A 15,313-nucleotide genomic window follows, 5' to 3' on the forward strand; every position below is an offset into this window, starting at 1 on the left:
TCCGACAGGGGGGGCAGGCGTTGAGGTCAAAAGCTCTCAGGCTTTGCGGAGCAATTACGACCGACTCCCCCGGCGACCGGTTTTCGGGGCGGCGGGGCGCGGGGTCGCTGTTTTTTTCCGCCCGCCGGTTCTGGTCTTGGTCGACTTTTGCTTTTTCGGTTTGGCCGCGGCATTCTTTGGCTTGGCCTCGGCCTTCTTGGGCCGGGCCGGGCCGCTGGACGCTTTGCGCGGCTTCACCACCATCCCCCGCTTGATCGCAACCGATGGAAATTCCGCAATCGTTTCCCGGGGGATGGCAACCTCGAGCAGCCTTTCGATCGCCTCCAGCTTCGGCTTCTCGGCGGGACAGACCAGCGAGAGGGCCCTCCCGGCTTCTCCGGCCCGGCCGGTGCGGCCGATCCGGTGGACATAGTCTTCAGGCACATCAGGCAGCTCATAGTTCACCACGTGCGGCAGGTGCGCGATGTCGAGTCCGCGCGCCGCGACATCGGTGGCGACCAGCACCCGAAGCTCCCCCTGCTTGAACTCCTTGAGGGTCCGCGTCCGCAGCGACTGGCTCTTGTTGCTGTGGATGGCGGCGGTGTTGATTCCGTCGAAGAGCAGTTCGGCGGTCAGCTTGTCGGCGCTGTAGCGGGTGCGGGCGAAGACCAGGACCTGGCTCCATTCCCCCTTGCGGATCAGGTGCGAAATCATTTCCCGCTTGCGGCTGCGTTCGACCGGATAGACCGCCTGGCTCACGTCATCGGCGGCGATATTGCGCCGTTCCACCTCGACCCGCTTCGGCTGATCGAGGAGTTCGTCGGCCAACTGCTTGATGCTTTGCGAATAGGTGGCCGAAAAGAGCAGGGTCTGGCGCTCTTCCGGAAGGTATTCCGCCACCTCGAGGATGTCGTCGATAAACCACAGATCGAGCATCCGGTCGGCTTCGTCCAGCACCAGGAACTCGATCTCGGAAAGCTTGATCGTTCCCCGTGCGGCGTGGTCGAGCAGCCGCCCCGGGGTCGCCACCACGATATCGATGCCCCGCTTCAGCCGTTCGATCTGAGCCTGGATGTTCACCCCGCCGTAGATCATGGTTGAGCGCAGCGACAGGCGCCGACCGTAATTTTGCATCTGCTCGCTGACCTGGGCCGCCAGTTCGCGGGTCGGCACCAGAACCAGCGCGCGCGGGCGGCGGCGTTTTTTCTGCGGGGTGTTTTCACAAAGCATCTGCACGATTGGCAGGGCGAAAGCCGCCGTCTTGCCTGTGCCGGTCTGGGCGCCCGCCAGCAGATCGCCGCCTGCGAATACGACCGGGATCGCCTCGGTCTGGATGGGAGTCGGAGTGACATAGCCCTGCGTGGCGATCGCGCTCAGCAGTTCGGCGCGCAGGCCAAGGGATTCAAAAGACATGGGTCAAAATCCTTTATGTAAAGCGATGCGGTTGCGCCGGATCGGCTTGGAGGGAGAAATGACCTGTTGCGAAAAAAGACGGTCAAACAGGGACTTGTTCGGAACAGTAGTCGATTGCGGCACGACTGTCAATTGCGCTGAGGGTACAAATCAGAAAACCGGGACCTCGGCCGCTTCGAAAATCCGCACCATGCATTTTGCCTAACCTGCAGTCATTGCCGATGAGGGAAAAAAAAGAGGCCAGGGCTTGCTGCGCCGCAGAGGCGCCATGGAAAGCCCTGGCTCTTGAATACGCGCTCAGGGGTGGCGTTTCTGAAGATGATGCAGGGTTTGCTGCGGCCCCTGTCAGGCTCATCGACCAATCAACGACGTCCCCATGGGGTCTACCATTCCCCACTCTTCCGCAAACGCGCCCGGGAGAAGAGCGCCCCCAGCAGAATGGCACCGTAACCATTCAGCTCCAGCATCTCCTCATAGAACCTGCCGTAGCCCGAACTGGCCAGTCCCCGGTCGAACATGGCGCCCAAAAGCAGCAGGACCCCGCCGGCCAGGAGGAACGCCCCGGTCTTTGACAACAGCCAGTACCGGAGCATCTCCATGCAGAGCCGGAAATGGCGCACCATGTAAAGGGCCAGGGCGGCCCAGGCCAGAGACACGATGACGTTGCGGCCGACGCCGCTTCCGACATGGATCAACACCCTCGGAAGGTCGAACTTCTCCACGTCCAGCTCACGGAGCAGAAAGCTCACGCAGAGAAGGATAAAGCCCAGGAGCACGAAGCGGTGTCCGCCCCTGGCCCTGGCCAGGGCGACCAGGAAGGCGACACCGCTGATCACCAGGAGAACGGCCTGCGCATTTTCGACGAGGCCGTTCTCCATGTAGACCTCCCTCATGCCGCTCTTGAACACGAGATAGACGCACAGGGCGTTGAAGAGGGCAATTGCGGAGAGAGCGGCCGCGCTGACCTTGTCTTTCATAGTAGCCATACTGTATCGCAGCCCCCGTTTTATTCCAACAGGCATTAGGGCAGCCCCCCCTCATGACTACTTATTGGGCACCATTTCCCCTCAGCTCCCAGCCCCCTATCTCCCAAGCGGCCCCCTCCACACTCTGCCCTTTTTCTACGCCTGGCTTGCCTAAATTATACCCATAACCCTTGCGGGACGCCCCGATATTTGCGATAGTGGATGCGGCCACTTGGCCAGTGGTTAAATTTATTGCAAGGGAGACGTGTATGCCCAGACGGGACGACGTAAAAAAGGTTCTTATCATCGGCTCCGGCCCGATCGTCATCGGCCAGGCCTGCGAATTCGACTACTCCGGAACCCAGGCCTGCAAGGCCCTGCGCGAACTCGGCTACCAGATCGTGCTGGTCAACTCCAATCCGGCCACGATCATGACCGATCCCGGCATGGCCGACGTCACCTACATCGAGCCCCTCAACGTCGAGCGACTCACCGAGATCATCGCCCAGGAACGCCCCGACGCCCTGCTGCCTAACCTCGGCGGCCAGACCGGCCTGAACCTCTCCACCGCCCTGGCGGAGGCGGGGATTCTCGACCGTTACGGCGTGCGGGTGATCGGGGTCAACCTCGACGCCATCAAGCGGGGCGAGGACCGGGAGACCTTCAAGGAGACAATGACCCGGCTGGGAATCGAGACCGCCCGCAGCGAGATCGCCACGAGCATGGAGGAGGCCGGGGAGATCCTCGAGCGCATCGGCCTGCCGGTCGTCATCCGCCCCGCCTACACCATGGGGGGGACCGGCGGCGGCTTCGCCTACAACCTGGAGGAGTTCGAGACCATCGCCACCCGCGGCCTGGCCGCCAGCCCGGTGAGCCAGATCCTGGTCGAGGAGTCGGTCCTCGGCTGGGAGGAGCTGGAGCTGGAGGTGGTCCGCGACGCCAAGAACCAGAAGATCACCGTCTGCTATATCGAGAACGTCGACGCCATGGGGGTGCACACCGGCGACTCCTACTGCACCGCGCCGATGCTCACCATCAGCGACGAACTGCAGGCGCGCCTGCAGAAGTACGCCTACGACATCGTCGACGCCATCGAGGTCATCGGCGGCACCAACGTCCAGTTCGCCCACGACCCGAAGACCGGCCGGGTCGTGGTCATCGAGATCAACCCCCGCACCAGCCGCTCCTCGGCCCTGGCCAGCAAGGCGACCGGCTTTCCCATCGCCCTGGTCTCCGCCAAGCTCGCCGCCGGCCTGACCCTCGACGAGATCCCCTACTGGCGCGACGGCACCCTGGAGAAGTACACCCCGAGCGGCGACTACGTGGTGGTCAAGTTCGCCCGCTGGGCGTTTGAAAAGTTCAAGGGTGTCGAGGACAAGCTCGGCACCCAGATGCGCGCCGTCGGCGAGGTCATGAGCATCGGCAAGAACTACAAGGAGGCGATGCAGAAGGCGATCCGCTCCCTGGAGAACGGCCGCCACGGACTCGGCTTCGCGGCCGACTTCAACCGCAGGAGCCTCGATGAGCTGATGGACCTCCTCGCCGAGCCCTCGAGCGAGCGTCACTTCGTCCTCTACGAGGCGCTTCGCAAGGGGGCGACCGTCGAGGCGCTGCACCTTAAAACCCACATCAAGGCCTGGTTCCTGGAGCAGATGCGGGAGCTGGTGCAACTCGAGGAACGGATCCTGGAGCACAAGGGGCAGCTGCCGCCGGACGAACTGCTGGCCCAGGCCAAGCGGGACGGCTTCGCCGACAAGTACCTGGCGCAGATCCTCGCCATCGACGAGGCCGCCGTCCGCGAGCGGCGCCTCGCCCTCGGCGTCGCCGAAGCCTGGGAACCGGTCCCGGTGAGCGGCGTGGAGGACGCCGCCTACTACTTCTCCACCTACAACGCCCCGGACCAGGTCGCCGTCAGCGACAAGAGAAAGATCATGGTCCTCGGCGGCGGCCCCAACCGCATCGGCCAGGGGATCGAATTCGACTACTGCTGCGTCCACACCGCCTTCGCCCTGCGCGAAGCGGGCTACGAGACGATCATGGTCAACTGCAACCCCGAGACCGTCTCCACCGACTACGACACCTCGGACAAGCTCTACTTCGAGCCCCTCACCGTCGAGGACGTCCTCTCCATCTACGCCAAGGAGAAGCCCGAAGGGGTGGTTGTGCAGTTCGGCGGCCAGACGCCGCTGAACATCGCCGCCGAGCTTCAGGCCGCCGGGGTCAGAATCATCGGCACCTCTCCCGCGACCATCGACCTGGCCGAGGACCGCGAGCAGTTCAACGCCATGATGCAGAAACTGGGCATCCCCCAGCCCGAGTCGGGAATGGCCAGCACCCTGGAGCAGGCGGTGGAGATCGCCGGGCGCATCGGCTACCCGCTGATGGTGCGCCCCAGCTACGTCCTCGGGGGCCGGGCCATGGAGGTCGTCCACGACGAGGCGATGCTGCGCGAGTACCTCGCCAAGGCCGTCGACGTCACCCCCGAGCGGCCCATCCTCATCGACTGCTTCCTGCAGAACGCCATCGAGGCCGAGGCCGACGCCATCTCCGACGGTGTCGATGCCTTCGTCCCGGCGGTCATGGAGCACATCGAACTGGCGGGGGTCCACTCGGGCGACTCGGCCTGCGTCATCCCCCCGGTCTCCATCCCGCAGAGGCACATCGACACCATCGAGGAATACACCCGCGAGATCGCCGTGGAGATGGGGGTGGTCGGGCTGATGAACATCCAGTACGCCATCGCCGGCGACCGCGTCTACATCCTCGAGGCCAACCCCCGCGCCAGCCGCACTGTCCCGCTGGTCTCCAAGGTCTGCAACATCCCCATGCCGCGCATCGCCGTCGGGCTCATGCTCGGCAAGAAGCTCGCCGACCTGGACCTGCAGCGCCGCCCCGTCCCCCACTTCGGGGTCAAGGAGGCGGTCTTCCCCTTCAACATGTTCCCCGAGGTCGACCCGGTCCTCGGCCCCGAGATGCGCTCCACCGGCGAGGTCCTGGGCCTGGCCGACAACTACGGCATGGCCTTTTTCAAGGCCCAGGAAGGGGCCGGCGCCATCCTCCCCCGGGAGGGGACGGTGCTGATCACCGTCGCCGAGCACGACCGCGCCGGGGCCCTGGAGGCGGCCCGCCGCTTTGCCGATCTCGGCTTCACCATCCGGGCGACCAAGGGGACCTGCGCCTACCTCCTCGAGCACGGCGTCGCCGCCGAGGCGATCCTCAAGATGCACGAGGGTCGCCCCAACATCGCCGACGCCATCAAGAACGGCCAGATCCAGCTGGTGGTCAACACCCCCATCGGCCGCAAAAGCGCCCACGACGACTCCTACATCCGCAAGGCGGCCATCAAGCACAAGGTCCCCTACATCACCACCACCGCCGCCGCCATCGCCGCGGCGAAGGGGATCGCAGCCTGCCAGCAGGGCAAGGGCGCGGTGCGCAGCCTGCAGGAGTACCACGCCGACCTGACATGAGGGGGATTCCCCATCCGAGGCCCTTCGGGGCATAAACGTCCAACCTATCGAAAGAGGAGCGGTAATGTTCGAAAGACTTCGCTTGGCAACGGAGCAGGCCCTGGAGGCGGAAACAATCTCCCAGACGCTCGCGGAACGCCTTTTCCGCATCGGCGAGAGAGCGTACCACTACAAGCATCTCGGGCTGGAGATCAACGAGCTGATCAGGCGCCTCAACGGCGGCGGCGCCGGGGGGAAGGGAGCGGACGGCGGCGAGCTCGAAGCGGCCGTGGCCCACATCGAGCAGAAATGCCGGAAGAAGTGAGAAGGAGAAGATGAAAAAATGAAGCCCCGGATGCTTTTGGCATCCGGGGCTTTTTGTTTGTCCGGGTCGAAAAAGGGTCTGGGAAGAAATTCGGGGCAGAACAATTGTTTTCAGATGTCAAACTGTGAAAGCCTGCCCCCCTTCACGTTGCGGGGCTTCTTGCTGCCCAAAAGCTGGGGGCCTGATGGTGCCGGGCCAATCGACGAATCAACAACATCCCCCCGGGGTGCCCCTACTCACAAATATCTTCATACCACAGATCGGGTTGGTTCTCGATAAACGCCGCCATCATTCGCCGGCACTCGTCGTTGTCGGCAAGGACCACGTCTACGCCCCGCGATCTCAAATAATCTTCCGGCCCGCGAAAAGTCCGATTCTCCCCGACCACAACCTTCGGTATCCCGTAGAGAAGGACCGCTCCGCTGCACATGTCGCAGGGAGACAAGGTCGAGTACAAGGTGGCCCGGCCATAGTCAGCGGCCTTAAGGCGTCCAGCATCCTCCAGGCAAGCCATTTCCGCGTGCAGGACCGCACTCCCTTTTTGTACACGCTGGTTGTGCCCGCGCCCTACGATGCGGCCATCAACGACCAGGACCGAACCGATGGGAACGCCTCCTTCGGCCATGCCCTTTTTCGCTTCCTCAATTGCGGCATTTAGAAATATATCCACGGGTTTCCCTTTGCGTATGGATTGCGAGAGTTTTGGGGGCTGGAGGGCTCGTAGGTAATACAGGGGCTGCCGGTGACACCTGACAGGCTAATCGACTAATCAACAACATCCCCTCCTGACCCCCCTGTTTCCTGCCCTGGTCTCGGGGGATAAACAACTAAGCGGGGTGCTCCTGACCAAAAAACAAATCCGACGTTTTCTTGAGTCTCTATGGCAAAGGGGTCGCGTCTACACATTTCACATTCATTCCGAAATAGAAAATTAGAGAAAAACGTCCCTCTCGCCCTCCTCACGCCCCTCCAGGAATTCAGCCGTCGCGCAGTGCTTCGACCAACTCCATGCGTGCCGCTCGCCTCGCGGGAAGGAGCCCGCAAGACAGTCCCATGACCAGGGCGAAGGCGAGGCATTTGATTGCGATGCCGGGGGTCAGGGAGAAGCCGAAGGCGAGTTCGGAGAAGGTCTGCCAATTCATGGTGGAAATGGTGATCAGTTGCATGAAGGAGGCGAAAAAGAGCCCGACCAGGCCGCCGAGCAGGCCGAGAAGCAGTGACTCGGCGATAAAGGCGATCAAGATGCTGCCGCGCCCGAAGCCCAGGGCCCGCAAGGTGCCGATCTCGGTGATGCGGCCGGCTACAGCGGCGTACATGGTGATCATGGCGCCGATAACCGCGCCGATCGAAAAGATCAGGGTCAGCGTCGTGCCGAGGATGCGAAGGAACGTTCCCATCGCCTCCGACTGATCGGCGTAGAATGTGATCTCCCGCTTGACTTCTACTGTCAGGCGCGGGTCGGTCTCGATACGCTCTTTGTAACGAGCGAAGGCACCGGGGTCACGCAGGCGAAAGACCACCGAGGAGTAGACCGTGCGGCGGAAGGCCTGCATCAGCTGATCGACATCCCCCCAGATCTCAGAGTTGAAGCCGGTAGCTCCGGCGTCGAAAACCCCCACGACCTGCCAGTCGCGCATGCCGAAACGCAGGTTCTCTCCCAGGGCGGCGCCGCGAAAGCGCCGGGCGATACTCGATCCCGTGACGATCTCGGCCGCCCCCGGCCGCGGCATGCGCCCCTCGGCCAGACGCGCCTGTGGGCGCAGGGTGAGGGACGCCGGACCGATGCCCCGGATGATCACATTGGCCTCCTGGTCGCTGCCGCGTTTGTCCAGGTTGATGAGGACCACCGACTCGCGGGCCAGCAGGGGCTGGCTGTCGCCTCCGATCGCCACCTCGGGCTGGCTGGCAAGGATCGCTGCCGCATCGCGGTCGATGCCGCTTTGCACTTCGGTCTCCGAGCCCTTGCGGATCAGCACCACGTTTTCCGGCGAGCCGGTATCGACCAAGGTCTGCTGCAGCCCCTCGACCAGCATCAAGGTTGCGGCGAAGACGAAAACGACCAGGGCCATCCCCGCCACGGTCAAGGCGGTGGTCAGGCGCCGCGTCCAGAGATTGCGCAGGCTGTAGGAGAAGGGGATCATTCAGCCGATCCTCCTTAATCCTTCGGCGATGTTGATGGTGGCCCCGCGCCAGGTGGTGAAAATCCCCGCAACGAAACCGACGGTGACGGCCGCGGCCAGATCGAGCCAGACCGTCTCCGGGGGGACTCGGAAGACCGGGATGAACTGGGCAAGCATCCGGCCGATCTCCGCTGCCGCCGGGTAGGTCAGGAGCAGCCCCAGCGCACCGCCAGAGAGGGCGATGAGCATCGATTCGCCGAAAACCGCCCCGGCGATGTGATGAGCGCCGAAGCCGAGGGTCTTTAGGGTGGCATACTCGGCGATGCGCTCGCGGGCGGTCATCGCCATGGTGTTGGCAGCGACCACCATGATGATGACGATGACCACAATGGAGACGATTCGGATGGCTGTGATGATCGCCCCCGACATGGCCACGAAGCTGAGCTGGAAGGCTTTCTCCGTCTCGGTGAGAGTCTCCGCCAAAGAGTTCTTGAACAGCGCGTCGATGGCCGCCGAAGCCTCGGCCGCCTGATCCGGGTGGGACAGTCCGATCATGTAGAACCCGACCTGGTCGGCGCGGCGCGGCGCGGTTTTTTTCATCGTTTCGTTAAGGTAGTCCCAGTGAAAGAAAAACTGGGTCTGGTCGGTGTTGGGCCGCAGCCCCCGGTAGATGCCGCGCAGCACAAGGTCCCAGTCGCCGGGAAAGATCGTCCCCTGAAGGGTGATCTGGTCGCCGACCTGCCATCCGAAGCGTTCCGCCAGATTGGCCCCGGCCACCGCGCCGCGGCGATCGCGCACAAAGGCGCTTTTTTGCTGAGGGGGAATGACTAATTCCGGGTAGAGTTCGAGGTAACTCTCGGGCTCTACGGCGAAGTTGGGGAAGAAGTTCTTGCGGTCGATGTAGATGCCGCCGAACCAGTTGCCGATGGAAACCTTTTCGACTCCGTCCACTTGCTTGATTCGGTCCTTGTAGGAGAGGGGAAGGGAAAAGACCAGAGAGATTGCGTTGCGGGTCACCAACCGGTTGGCCGCGGAGGCCTCGACCCCCAGGTACCAGGCCCCGATGAGAGTGCGCAGCAGGCCGAATGCGAGGATGGCCACGGCGATGCCAAGGACCGTGAGCGTACTGCGCAGCTTGTGGCGAAAAGCGTTGCGCACAATCAGCTTAAGCAGGAACATTGTCGAGCAGTCCCTTCTCCAGGTGACGGATGACATGGGCCTTTTCAGCGGCGCGGGGATCGTGGGTGACCATAATGACCGTCTTGCCGAACTCCCGGTTAAGACTGTCCATAAGCGACAGCACCTCCTCGGCAGACTCCCGGTCGAGGTCCCCCGTCGGCTCATCGGCCACCAGGATGGTCGGGTCGGTGATCAGCGCCCTGGCGATGGCGACCCGCTGTTGCTGTCCGCCCGAGAGCTGCCCGGGGCGATGGTCCATGCGGTCCTCCAGACTCACCAGGCGCATGGCCAGCAAGACGTGCTCGCTGCGCTCCTTTCGCGACAGAGGGGTGAGGAGCAGGGGGAGTTCGACGTTTTCGAAGGCAGTCAGTACCGGGATCAGGTTGTAGAACTGGAAGATGAAACCGACGTGGGCGGCTCGCCAGGCGGCCAGTTCCCTCTCGGCAAAGGCGCTGACTTCCACCCCGCCGACTCGCAGCAGACCCGCGTCGGGGCTGTCGATGCCGGCGATGAGGTTGAGCAGGGTGCTTTTGCCCGACCCCGAGGGGCCCATCAGGGCGAGGAATGCCCCATCGGCAACGTCAAGGGTGATGTCTTCAAGGACCGGCACCCGCTGGTTGCCGCGCAGGTAGGATTTGTACAGGTTGCGGATTTCCACAATAGCGGGGATGGGAGCCGTCATGTTATCCCCTCGGCAGCTTGACACGGCTGCCTTCCCGGATCCGGTCGAGGGGGCGGATAATGACCTTGTCGCCGACTTGCAGGCCGCTGCGGACCTCAACCATATCGCCGAGTTCTTCGCCAGTGACCATCTCCGACGCCTGGGCCCGTTCTCCTTCCACCCTGAAGACCAGGGTCTTGCCGTCGCGCTCCACGACCGCGGCGCGGCTTACCGCGGTGCGCGGCTGCTGCTCCTTGTCGGTTAAGGGGCGCTCGAGAAATGCGACTCGGGCACTCATTTCCGGGAGTATTTTGGGGTCTTTTGCGAGAAAGCGCACCTTGACCAGCACCGTCGCCTTGGTGCGGTCGGCGGTAGGGACAATCATATGCACGGCGCCGGCAAAGCGGCGCTCGGGAAAGGCGTCGAGTTGGATTTCGCAGGGCTGCCCGACGTGCACTTTCTCCAGGTTCGATTCGCTGACGTCGGCTTCGATCTGCAGGGAATCGAGATCGGCAATATTGACCACCGCCGCCTTGGCCTCGGCGGCAGCGCCGATTGGGGTAACGATGTCGCCGATGTCGGCGTTTTTGGTTAAAACCACGGCGTCGAAGGGAGCGCGGATTCGGGTGTAATCAAGAGCGACCTCGGCTCCTCTCAGGGCGGCCCTGGCCGTGCTCACCGTCGCCTCGGCGGCCTTGACGGTGGCCTCGGCCTGCAGATGGCGCGCCTCGGCCCGGTCGAACTCGGCGCGGGAGATAATGCCGTCGGCCAGCAACTCCTGGAAGCGCCGGAAGTTAACCTGCGCCTCGTGCTGCTCGGCTTGGGTCCTGGCGATCTCGGTGCGTGCGCGTTGCAGTTCGGCCTCTGCCTGGTCTTTCGCCGCCAGGGTATCGCGATTCTCCAGGCGGGCGATGACCTGCCCCTCCTTGACAAGACTTCCTTCTTCGACACCCAGCCACTCGAGCCGCCCCGTGACCTTGCTGGCCACAGCGGCCTTTCGCTGTGCGACAACGTAGCCGCTGGCATTAAGCTGGGTAAGGGACTGCGACGGGAAGACAAGCGAGACGGACGCGAGTTCCACCTCCACAGCCGGGGCGAAAATGCCGGTTGCATAGAGGCCTGCGCCAAGGAGTATCAGCAGGGGGATGAGGAGCCATCGGAATTTTCTACGGCGATGGGAGCGGGCGAAGTGAGCTTCTGATTTGGGAATCTTCAACTTGCTGAGATCATCATCGGCCATTTGGGCTGCTCCCGGGAGGAGGGAAGAAACAGGCCCATATATTTTAACAGAGTAGAATTCGGGGCTAATCAACAACGTCCCCCTCGACCGCCCCTCGACTATTCAAGTCAGGCATAGGCCATATTCTTAATACAATGCCCCGTTTCGGGCCCAGGGTGATTTTTATTGTTATTTTAGATACATACGAATCTAATCATCGGAAAAAACTATTGGACTTAAGGGTTTCTCCTGGGATATAAGGTCTACGCATTAAGATTTGTTTTTTTATGGCTTGCCGGTTCGTTCCATTGGGGAGGAGGCGGGGCCCACCGTGCCAGAGCGGTTTGGGGGAGGCGCCTCTGGCCATTTTTTCTTTTCAACCTATTTCACGGGAGGGTCTTTTATGGCCAGGCTTGGGTCTTGTTTTTTTATCGTGATACTTCTAGTCGTCAGCGGGTGTGGCGAATTGAGCAGTTCGGACCACGAAGTAAAGCAGCCGCCATCCCTGCATTATTATCAGCAGGCCCCCGATCTCATCGACGTGGCCAGGTTCGCCAAAGAGGACTATGCTGCCGGGGAAGGGACAAGCACCATTGCAGTGACGGATGCGGTTATCAAGACCTTGGGCGATTACCTTGGCAGTCAGGGGGGCGAGGTCTACGGGACCTCCAGCATTTCGGCCAAGCCTCTGACCGTTGACGGTGTGATCCCAAAATATAATTACGGCAACTGGCTGATCAAGGTGGCGGAAACGGCGGCCGTCCGCCTGTTGGAAGCCCGCTTTCCCGAGATGGAGGCTGAACTGCTCGGCATCGACGAAAGGGCTATTTATGCGCTGCCCTTTCGGTTCATCGTCTTGCCCGGGACTTATGAAGGCAAGGAGTATGTTTACGTCTGCGCCGTCGATCCGCTGAACTACCTTTCCCAGTTCCTGACACCCTCATCCGAACTGCGCTCCAAACTCGAAGAGGCGCGGAAGCTACTGGTTGATACCATCGCCGGCGCTTTTCCCGATGTTCAGATCGACCCCCAGTATCCCGAGGAGCGGTTTAGCGGCTCAGCAGAGGCAACGCCTATCGTTGAGATTGCCGTTGCTGCCGGGAGCCTGAGCGCCAGAGAGGTGGCGGACAAAGTGCTGGCCGGCAATGTCGTCATGTTCAAGGGTGAGGCCGAGCAGCACGGCTATCAGGTGGATAACGGCAGCGATGACTATGCCCACCTGTTGCCGGGAGAGGCGATTTTCCAGGGGGTCATGGCCTTCGGAACCTTCAGCGCGATCAAGGACGGCTGGCTCAAGGTCGATGGCGTCAAGACCTATTTCCCCGACTGGAAGATCGCCAATCAAAGTGAACAGATGGAGCATCTGGTGCCGAACAGTATCCTCCACGTGTTCGACGACGCCAAGCTGCTTGAGTACCGATTGCCGTCGGGAGAAACGGTTTACCAGATGCAGGTCTTTGACGGCTATATCTCCCCATTTTTGATGCATAACGGCATCTGGCACTTTGCCTCTTTGCCGATCAGCGTCTATTTCAAGTCCTCCTCCCCGGATGTCATCGAGGTGCAAAATCCCGTCTATAGCGTCCAGCGGAATTTCCAGGACGTCAGCGAAACCACCGTGTTGTCCAAGAAAGAGGCTTGGGATGCCAATGCCAAGAACAAGACCTTGTGGCCGGTTTTGAGCAAGGAAGAGATGGCCCGATTCACCCTCCAAACGATAGAAAATCTGCTGATTGAAGCCTTGAACTAATGGATTGAGGGAAAGGAAGTGTCATGAAAAAAGCAGTTTATCCTTGCTTGTTTGCTTTGGTTTTATTGTCGTTAGCCAGCACCTGCTTTGCCGGCGCTTGGACCCTGGAGCAGGGCAAGGCCTATAACCGGTTCGCCGTGAATTATTATTTTGCCGACGAGGAGTTCGACGCCGACGGCGAAGATAAGGCCCTGGACTTCGAGGGCGACTTCACCGAAGTCAACGTTAATTACTATGTCGAATACGGGGTGACCGATCGGCTCACGGCCATCGCTTCCATCTATTACAAGGATATCGAGCAGGAAGACGCTTTGATCGTCAAGGAGTCCAACGGTATCGGGGATATCGATCTGGGGTTGAAATACCGGCTCTTGGGCTGGTCGGGCGGGGCGGTGGCCGCTCAGGGGCTCGTCAAGGTCCCGGAAGCCTACGACGAGGCGCCCTAAGGCGGGCGGGGGGTGCCCTTGGGGAACGGCCAATACGATGCCGAATTCCGGCTTCTTTATGGGCAATCCCTGTGGACTCTTTTCCCAGGCTACTGCGGCTTTGAACTGGGTTACCGCTGGCGAGACGAGGCCCCGGCCGATGAACTGCGCTACCTGGTCGAGGTCGGCGGCGATTTCACCAAATCCCTCTACGGTCGGGCCAAGCTCGATGGGATCAAGGGAATGGACAACGGTGAAGGCGGCGCCAGCATCAACCGCAGCAACCCGAACCAGTTCGACCTGATCAAGCTCGATCTGGCTCTGGGTTACAAGATGACCCCTCGTTGGGGAGTGGAGGCAGTATACGCGCCGGCCATCTCTGGTGAAACGACTCTGGACGGCACCACTTACTCCCTGGCACTGACCTATCAGCCCTAGCCCATGTTTAACACCTGAAATTATTTTCCTAGGAGGCTGTCGGACTTTCCCGATTTTAAGGAAATCGACGTCCACAAATCCTCTGTGCGCTTGTGCGCTTGGGGTCAGCCCTGCAAGCTTGGCAATTCCTCAACAAGATTTTGAAATAACACAAAAAAAAACGCCTCCGGACCGTAAAGGTTCCGGAGGCGTTCTATTTGACTTTGGCCGCTCGCAGGATCGGGTTGCGAAGCCGATAAAACTATTGTAGGAAAATGGTCGGGGCGAGAGGATTTGAACCTCCGACCCCCTTAGCCCCGAAAAGGGCAAACTGTTTCGATCTAACCTCGGCAGGCAATAGGTATTTTGTCCCCCGATTTCCCCATGTTGTCCCCCGATTTCCCCAGCCTCTGCACTACTTGTGTATCCTGCGTTTATTATGTTGATCGTCTATGGCCACGTAGATAAACCGGGCCTCGGTAACCTTGAAACGGTTGCCGCCGGTTGATCTTGTTACTGGCTTTACCCNTACTGGCTTTACCCAGACCTCGAGTTTCAGGGAGATGGAGGTGTTGCCTACTTTTTCAACCTGGCCGTAACAGCAAACCACGTCTCCTACCTGAATGGGCTTGATGAATTTCATCCCTTCCACAGCCACGGTTACGATCCGGCCCCCGCTGATCTCTTTGGCCAGAATACCACCGGCGATATCCATCTGGGACATTGCCCAACCACCAAAAATATCACCATTGGGATTGGTGTCCGCCGGCATGGCGAGAGTGCGCAAGACCAATTCCCCGCTGGGTTCTTCAGGATTTTCCATATGTCCCCCGTTTTTATATAGTTAGTGCAAAAAGTGGCAGGGCAAGACTTGACCCCGCGCCCCCGCGTTTAGAAATATATCCACCTGTTTTCCTTATCGCATGAATTGCGAGAGTTTTGGAGGCAGGGACGCTCGGAGGCAATACAGGGGTGCGGGTGACACGTCAGGCTAATCGACTAATCAACAACGTCCCCCTAGGTTGACCCAATTGTCAATGGGGCGATGGAGACGAAAACATGCTTTCGCCGCTTGCCTTTCGACACCCACCCTTCAAGCTCCCCCTTGGGTGCCTCAAGTCAACCCACTCTTTGTGGGCTGTCCTGCTTTGTGGGGGTTGACATTAAAATCGGTATTGTGCCCCCCGAATCCCTGCTGGCCCGAATCCCTGAAGACCTGGCCCGGCCTCTGCACTACTTGTGTATCATGCGTTTATTATGTTGATCGTCTATGGCCACGTAGATAAACCGGGCCTCGGTAACCTTGAAACGATTGCCGCCGGTTGATCTTGTTACTGGCTTTACCCAGACCTCGAGTTTCAGGGAGATGGAGGTGTTGCCTACTTTTTCAACCTGGCCGTAACAGCAAACC

12 protein-coding genes and 3 pseudogenes are annotated in these 15,313 nt (G+C 60.9%); 5 read left to right on the plus strand and 10 right to left on the minus strand.

Features of this window, described 5'->3' with window-relative positions; all coding sequences use genetic code 11:
* Positions 1-54: 54 nt before the first annotated feature.
* Together C0617_RS04650 and C0617_RS04655 are read right to left on the minus strand one after the other, a co-directional pair.
* A complete protein-coding gene (locus tag C0617_RS04650; RefSeq protein ID WP_291315848.1) occupies positions 55-1,392 on the minus strand; it encodes a DEAD/DEAH box helicase in 1,338 nt (445 codons plus the stop codon).
* Positions 1,393-1,775: 383 nt separating this feature from the next.
* A complete protein-coding gene (locus C0617_RS04655; protein ID WP_291315849.1) occupies positions 1,776-2,378 on the minus strand; it encodes a hypothetical protein in 603 nt (200 codons plus the stop codon).
* Positions 2,379-2,626: 248 nt separating this feature from the next.
* On the opposite strand from C0617_RS04655, the gene carB reads away from it, so the two are divergent.
* Together carB and C0617_RS04665 are read left to right on the plus strand one after the other, a co-directional pair.
* Positions 2,627-5,827 carry a carbamoyl-phosphate synthase large subunit gene (carB, locus tag C0617_RS04660; protein WP_291315850.1) on the plus strand — a complete coding sequence of 1,067 codons (3,201 nt, stop codon included), beginning with the start codon at positions 2,627-2,629 and terminating at the stop codon, positions 5,825-5,827.
* A gap of 64 nt (positions 5,828-5,891) precedes the next feature.
* Entirely contained in the window at positions 5,892-6,131 is a 240-nt protein-coding gene (locus C0617_RS04665; protein WP_291315851.1) for a hypothetical protein, read from the plus strand.
* A 232-nt stretch (positions 6,132-6,363) separates the two neighbouring features.
* On the opposite strand, the gene C0617_RS04670 is transcribed toward C0617_RS04665, so the two are convergent.
* The 5 genes from C0617_RS04670 to C0617_RS04690 all read right to left on the minus strand — a co-directional run bounded on the left by C0617_RS04670 (position 6,364) and on the right by C0617_RS04690 (position 11,331).
* Entirely contained in the window at positions 6,364-6,801 is a 438-nt protein-coding gene (locus C0617_RS04670) for a nucleoside deaminase (RefSeq protein ID WP_291315852.1), read from the minus strand.
* A gap of 307 nt (positions 6,802-7,108) precedes the next feature.
* A complete protein-coding gene (locus tag C0617_RS04675) occupies positions 7,109-8,272 on the minus strand; it encodes an ABC transporter permease (RefSeq protein WP_291315853.1) in 1,164 nt (387 codons plus the stop codon).
* Entirely contained in the window at positions 8,273-9,430 is a 1,158-nt protein-coding gene (locus tag C0617_RS04680; protein WP_291315854.1) for an ABC transporter permease, read from the minus strand. It abuts the gene before it with no gap.
* A complete protein-coding gene (locus C0617_RS04685) occupies positions 9,417-10,112 on the minus strand; it encodes an ABC transporter ATP-binding protein (protein ID WP_291315855.1) in 696 nt (231 codons plus the stop codon). Before C0617_RS04685 ends, C0617_RS04680 begins: the two co-directional genes overlap by 14 nt.
* Position 10,113: 1 nt before the next feature.
* Positions 10,114-11,331 carry an efflux RND transporter periplasmic adaptor subunit gene (locus tag C0617_RS04690; protein ID WP_291315856.1) on the minus strand — a complete coding sequence of 406 codons (1,218 nt, stop codon included), beginning with the start codon at positions 11,329-11,331 and terminating at the stop codon, positions 10,114-10,116.
* Positions 11,332-11,713: 382 nt separating this feature from the next.
* Between C0617_RS04690 and C0617_RS04695 the strand changes: the two genes are divergently transcribed.
* From C0617_RS04695 to C0617_RS04705, 3 genes are read left to right on the plus strand one after another with little or no spacing between them, the layout of a single operon-like run.
* Positions 11,714-13,060, plus strand: a complete 1,347-nt coding sequence (locus C0617_RS04695; protein WP_291315857.1) for a hypothetical protein — start codon at positions 11,714-11,716, stop codon at positions 13,058-13,060.
* A gap of 23 nt (positions 13,061-13,083) precedes the next feature.
* Positions 13,084-13,506 (plus strand): hypothetical protein, encoded by a 423-nt coding sequence (locus C0617_RS04700; RefSeq protein ID WP_291315858.1) that lies wholly within the window; start codon positions 13,084-13,086, stop codon positions 13,504-13,506.
* Between the two features lie 18 nt (positions 13,507-13,524).
* The gene (locus tag C0617_RS04705) at positions 13,525-13,923 is read left to right on the plus strand and encodes a hypothetical protein (RefSeq protein WP_291315859.1); all 399 of its coding nucleotides are present in this window, start codon (positions 13,525-13,527) and stop codon (positions 13,921-13,923) included.
* Between the two features lie 394 nt (positions 13,924-14,317).
* Here the strand turns inward: C0617_RS04705 and C0617_RS17000 are convergent.
* The 3 pseudogenes from C0617_RS17000 to C0617_RS17010 all read right to left on the minus strand — a co-directional run.
* A pseudogene (locus tag C0617_RS17000) lies at positions 14,318-14,430 on the minus strand (acyl-CoA thioesterase); the annotation flags it as partial.
* A gap of 1 nt (position 14,431) precedes the next feature.
* Positions 14,432-14,725, minus strand: a pseudogene (locus C0617_RS17005) (hotdog domain-containing protein); the annotation flags it as partial.
* 410 nt (positions 14,726-15,135) lie between these two features.
* Positions 15,136-15,313 (minus strand): annotated as a pseudogene (locus tag C0617_RS17010) (acyl-CoA thioesterase); the annotation flags it as partial.

The sequence above is a fragment of the Desulfuromonas sp. genome, assembly GCF_002868845.1.
Lineage (GTDB): Bacteria > Desulfobacterota > Desulfuromonadia > Desulfuromonadales > BM501 > BM501.

What these genes read in the sequence shown, in the direction of transcription:
- carB (WP_291315850.1), top strand. Translation starts at nt 2,627, where the DNA reads ATGCCCAGACGGGACGACGTAAAAAAGGTTCTTATCATCGGCTCCGGC.
- C0617_RS04700 (WP_291315858.1), top strand. Translation starts at nt 13,084, where the DNA reads ATGAAAAAAGCAGTTTATCCTTGCTTGTTTGCTTTGGTTTTATTGTCG.
- C0617_RS04665 (WP_291315851.1), top strand. Translation starts at nt 5,892, where the DNA reads ATGTTCGAAAGACTTCGCTTGGCAACGGAGCAGGCCCTGGAGGCGGAA.
- C0617_RS04680 (WP_291315854.1), bottom strand. Translation starts at nt 9,430, where the DNA reads ATGTTCCTGCTTAAGCTGATTGTGCGCAACGCTTTTCGCCACAAGCTG.
- C0617_RS04655 (WP_291315849.1), bottom strand. Translation starts at nt 2,378, where the DNA reads ATGGCTACTATGAAAGACAAGGTCAGCGCGGCCGCTCTCTCCGCAATT.
- C0617_RS04675 (WP_291315853.1), bottom strand. Translation starts at nt 8,272, where the DNA reads ATGATCCCCTTCTCCTACAGCCTGCGCAATCTCTGGACGCGGCGCCTG.
- C0617_RS04690 (WP_291315856.1), bottom strand. Translation starts at nt 11,331, where the DNA reads ATGGCCGATGATGATCTCAGCAAGTTGAAGATTCCCAAATCAGAAGCT.
- C0617_RS04695 (WP_291315857.1), top strand. Translation starts at nt 11,714, where the DNA reads ATGGCCAGGCTTGGGTCTTGTTTTTTTATCGTGATACTTCTAGTCGTC.
- C0617_RS04685 (WP_291315855.1), bottom strand. Translation starts at nt 10,112, where the DNA reads ATGACGGCTCCCATCCCCGCTATTGTGGAAATCCGCAACCTGTACAAA.
- C0617_RS04650 (WP_291315848.1), bottom strand. Translation starts at nt 1,392, where the DNA reads ATGTCTTTTGAATCCCTTGGCCTGCGCGCCGAACTGCTGAGCGCGATC.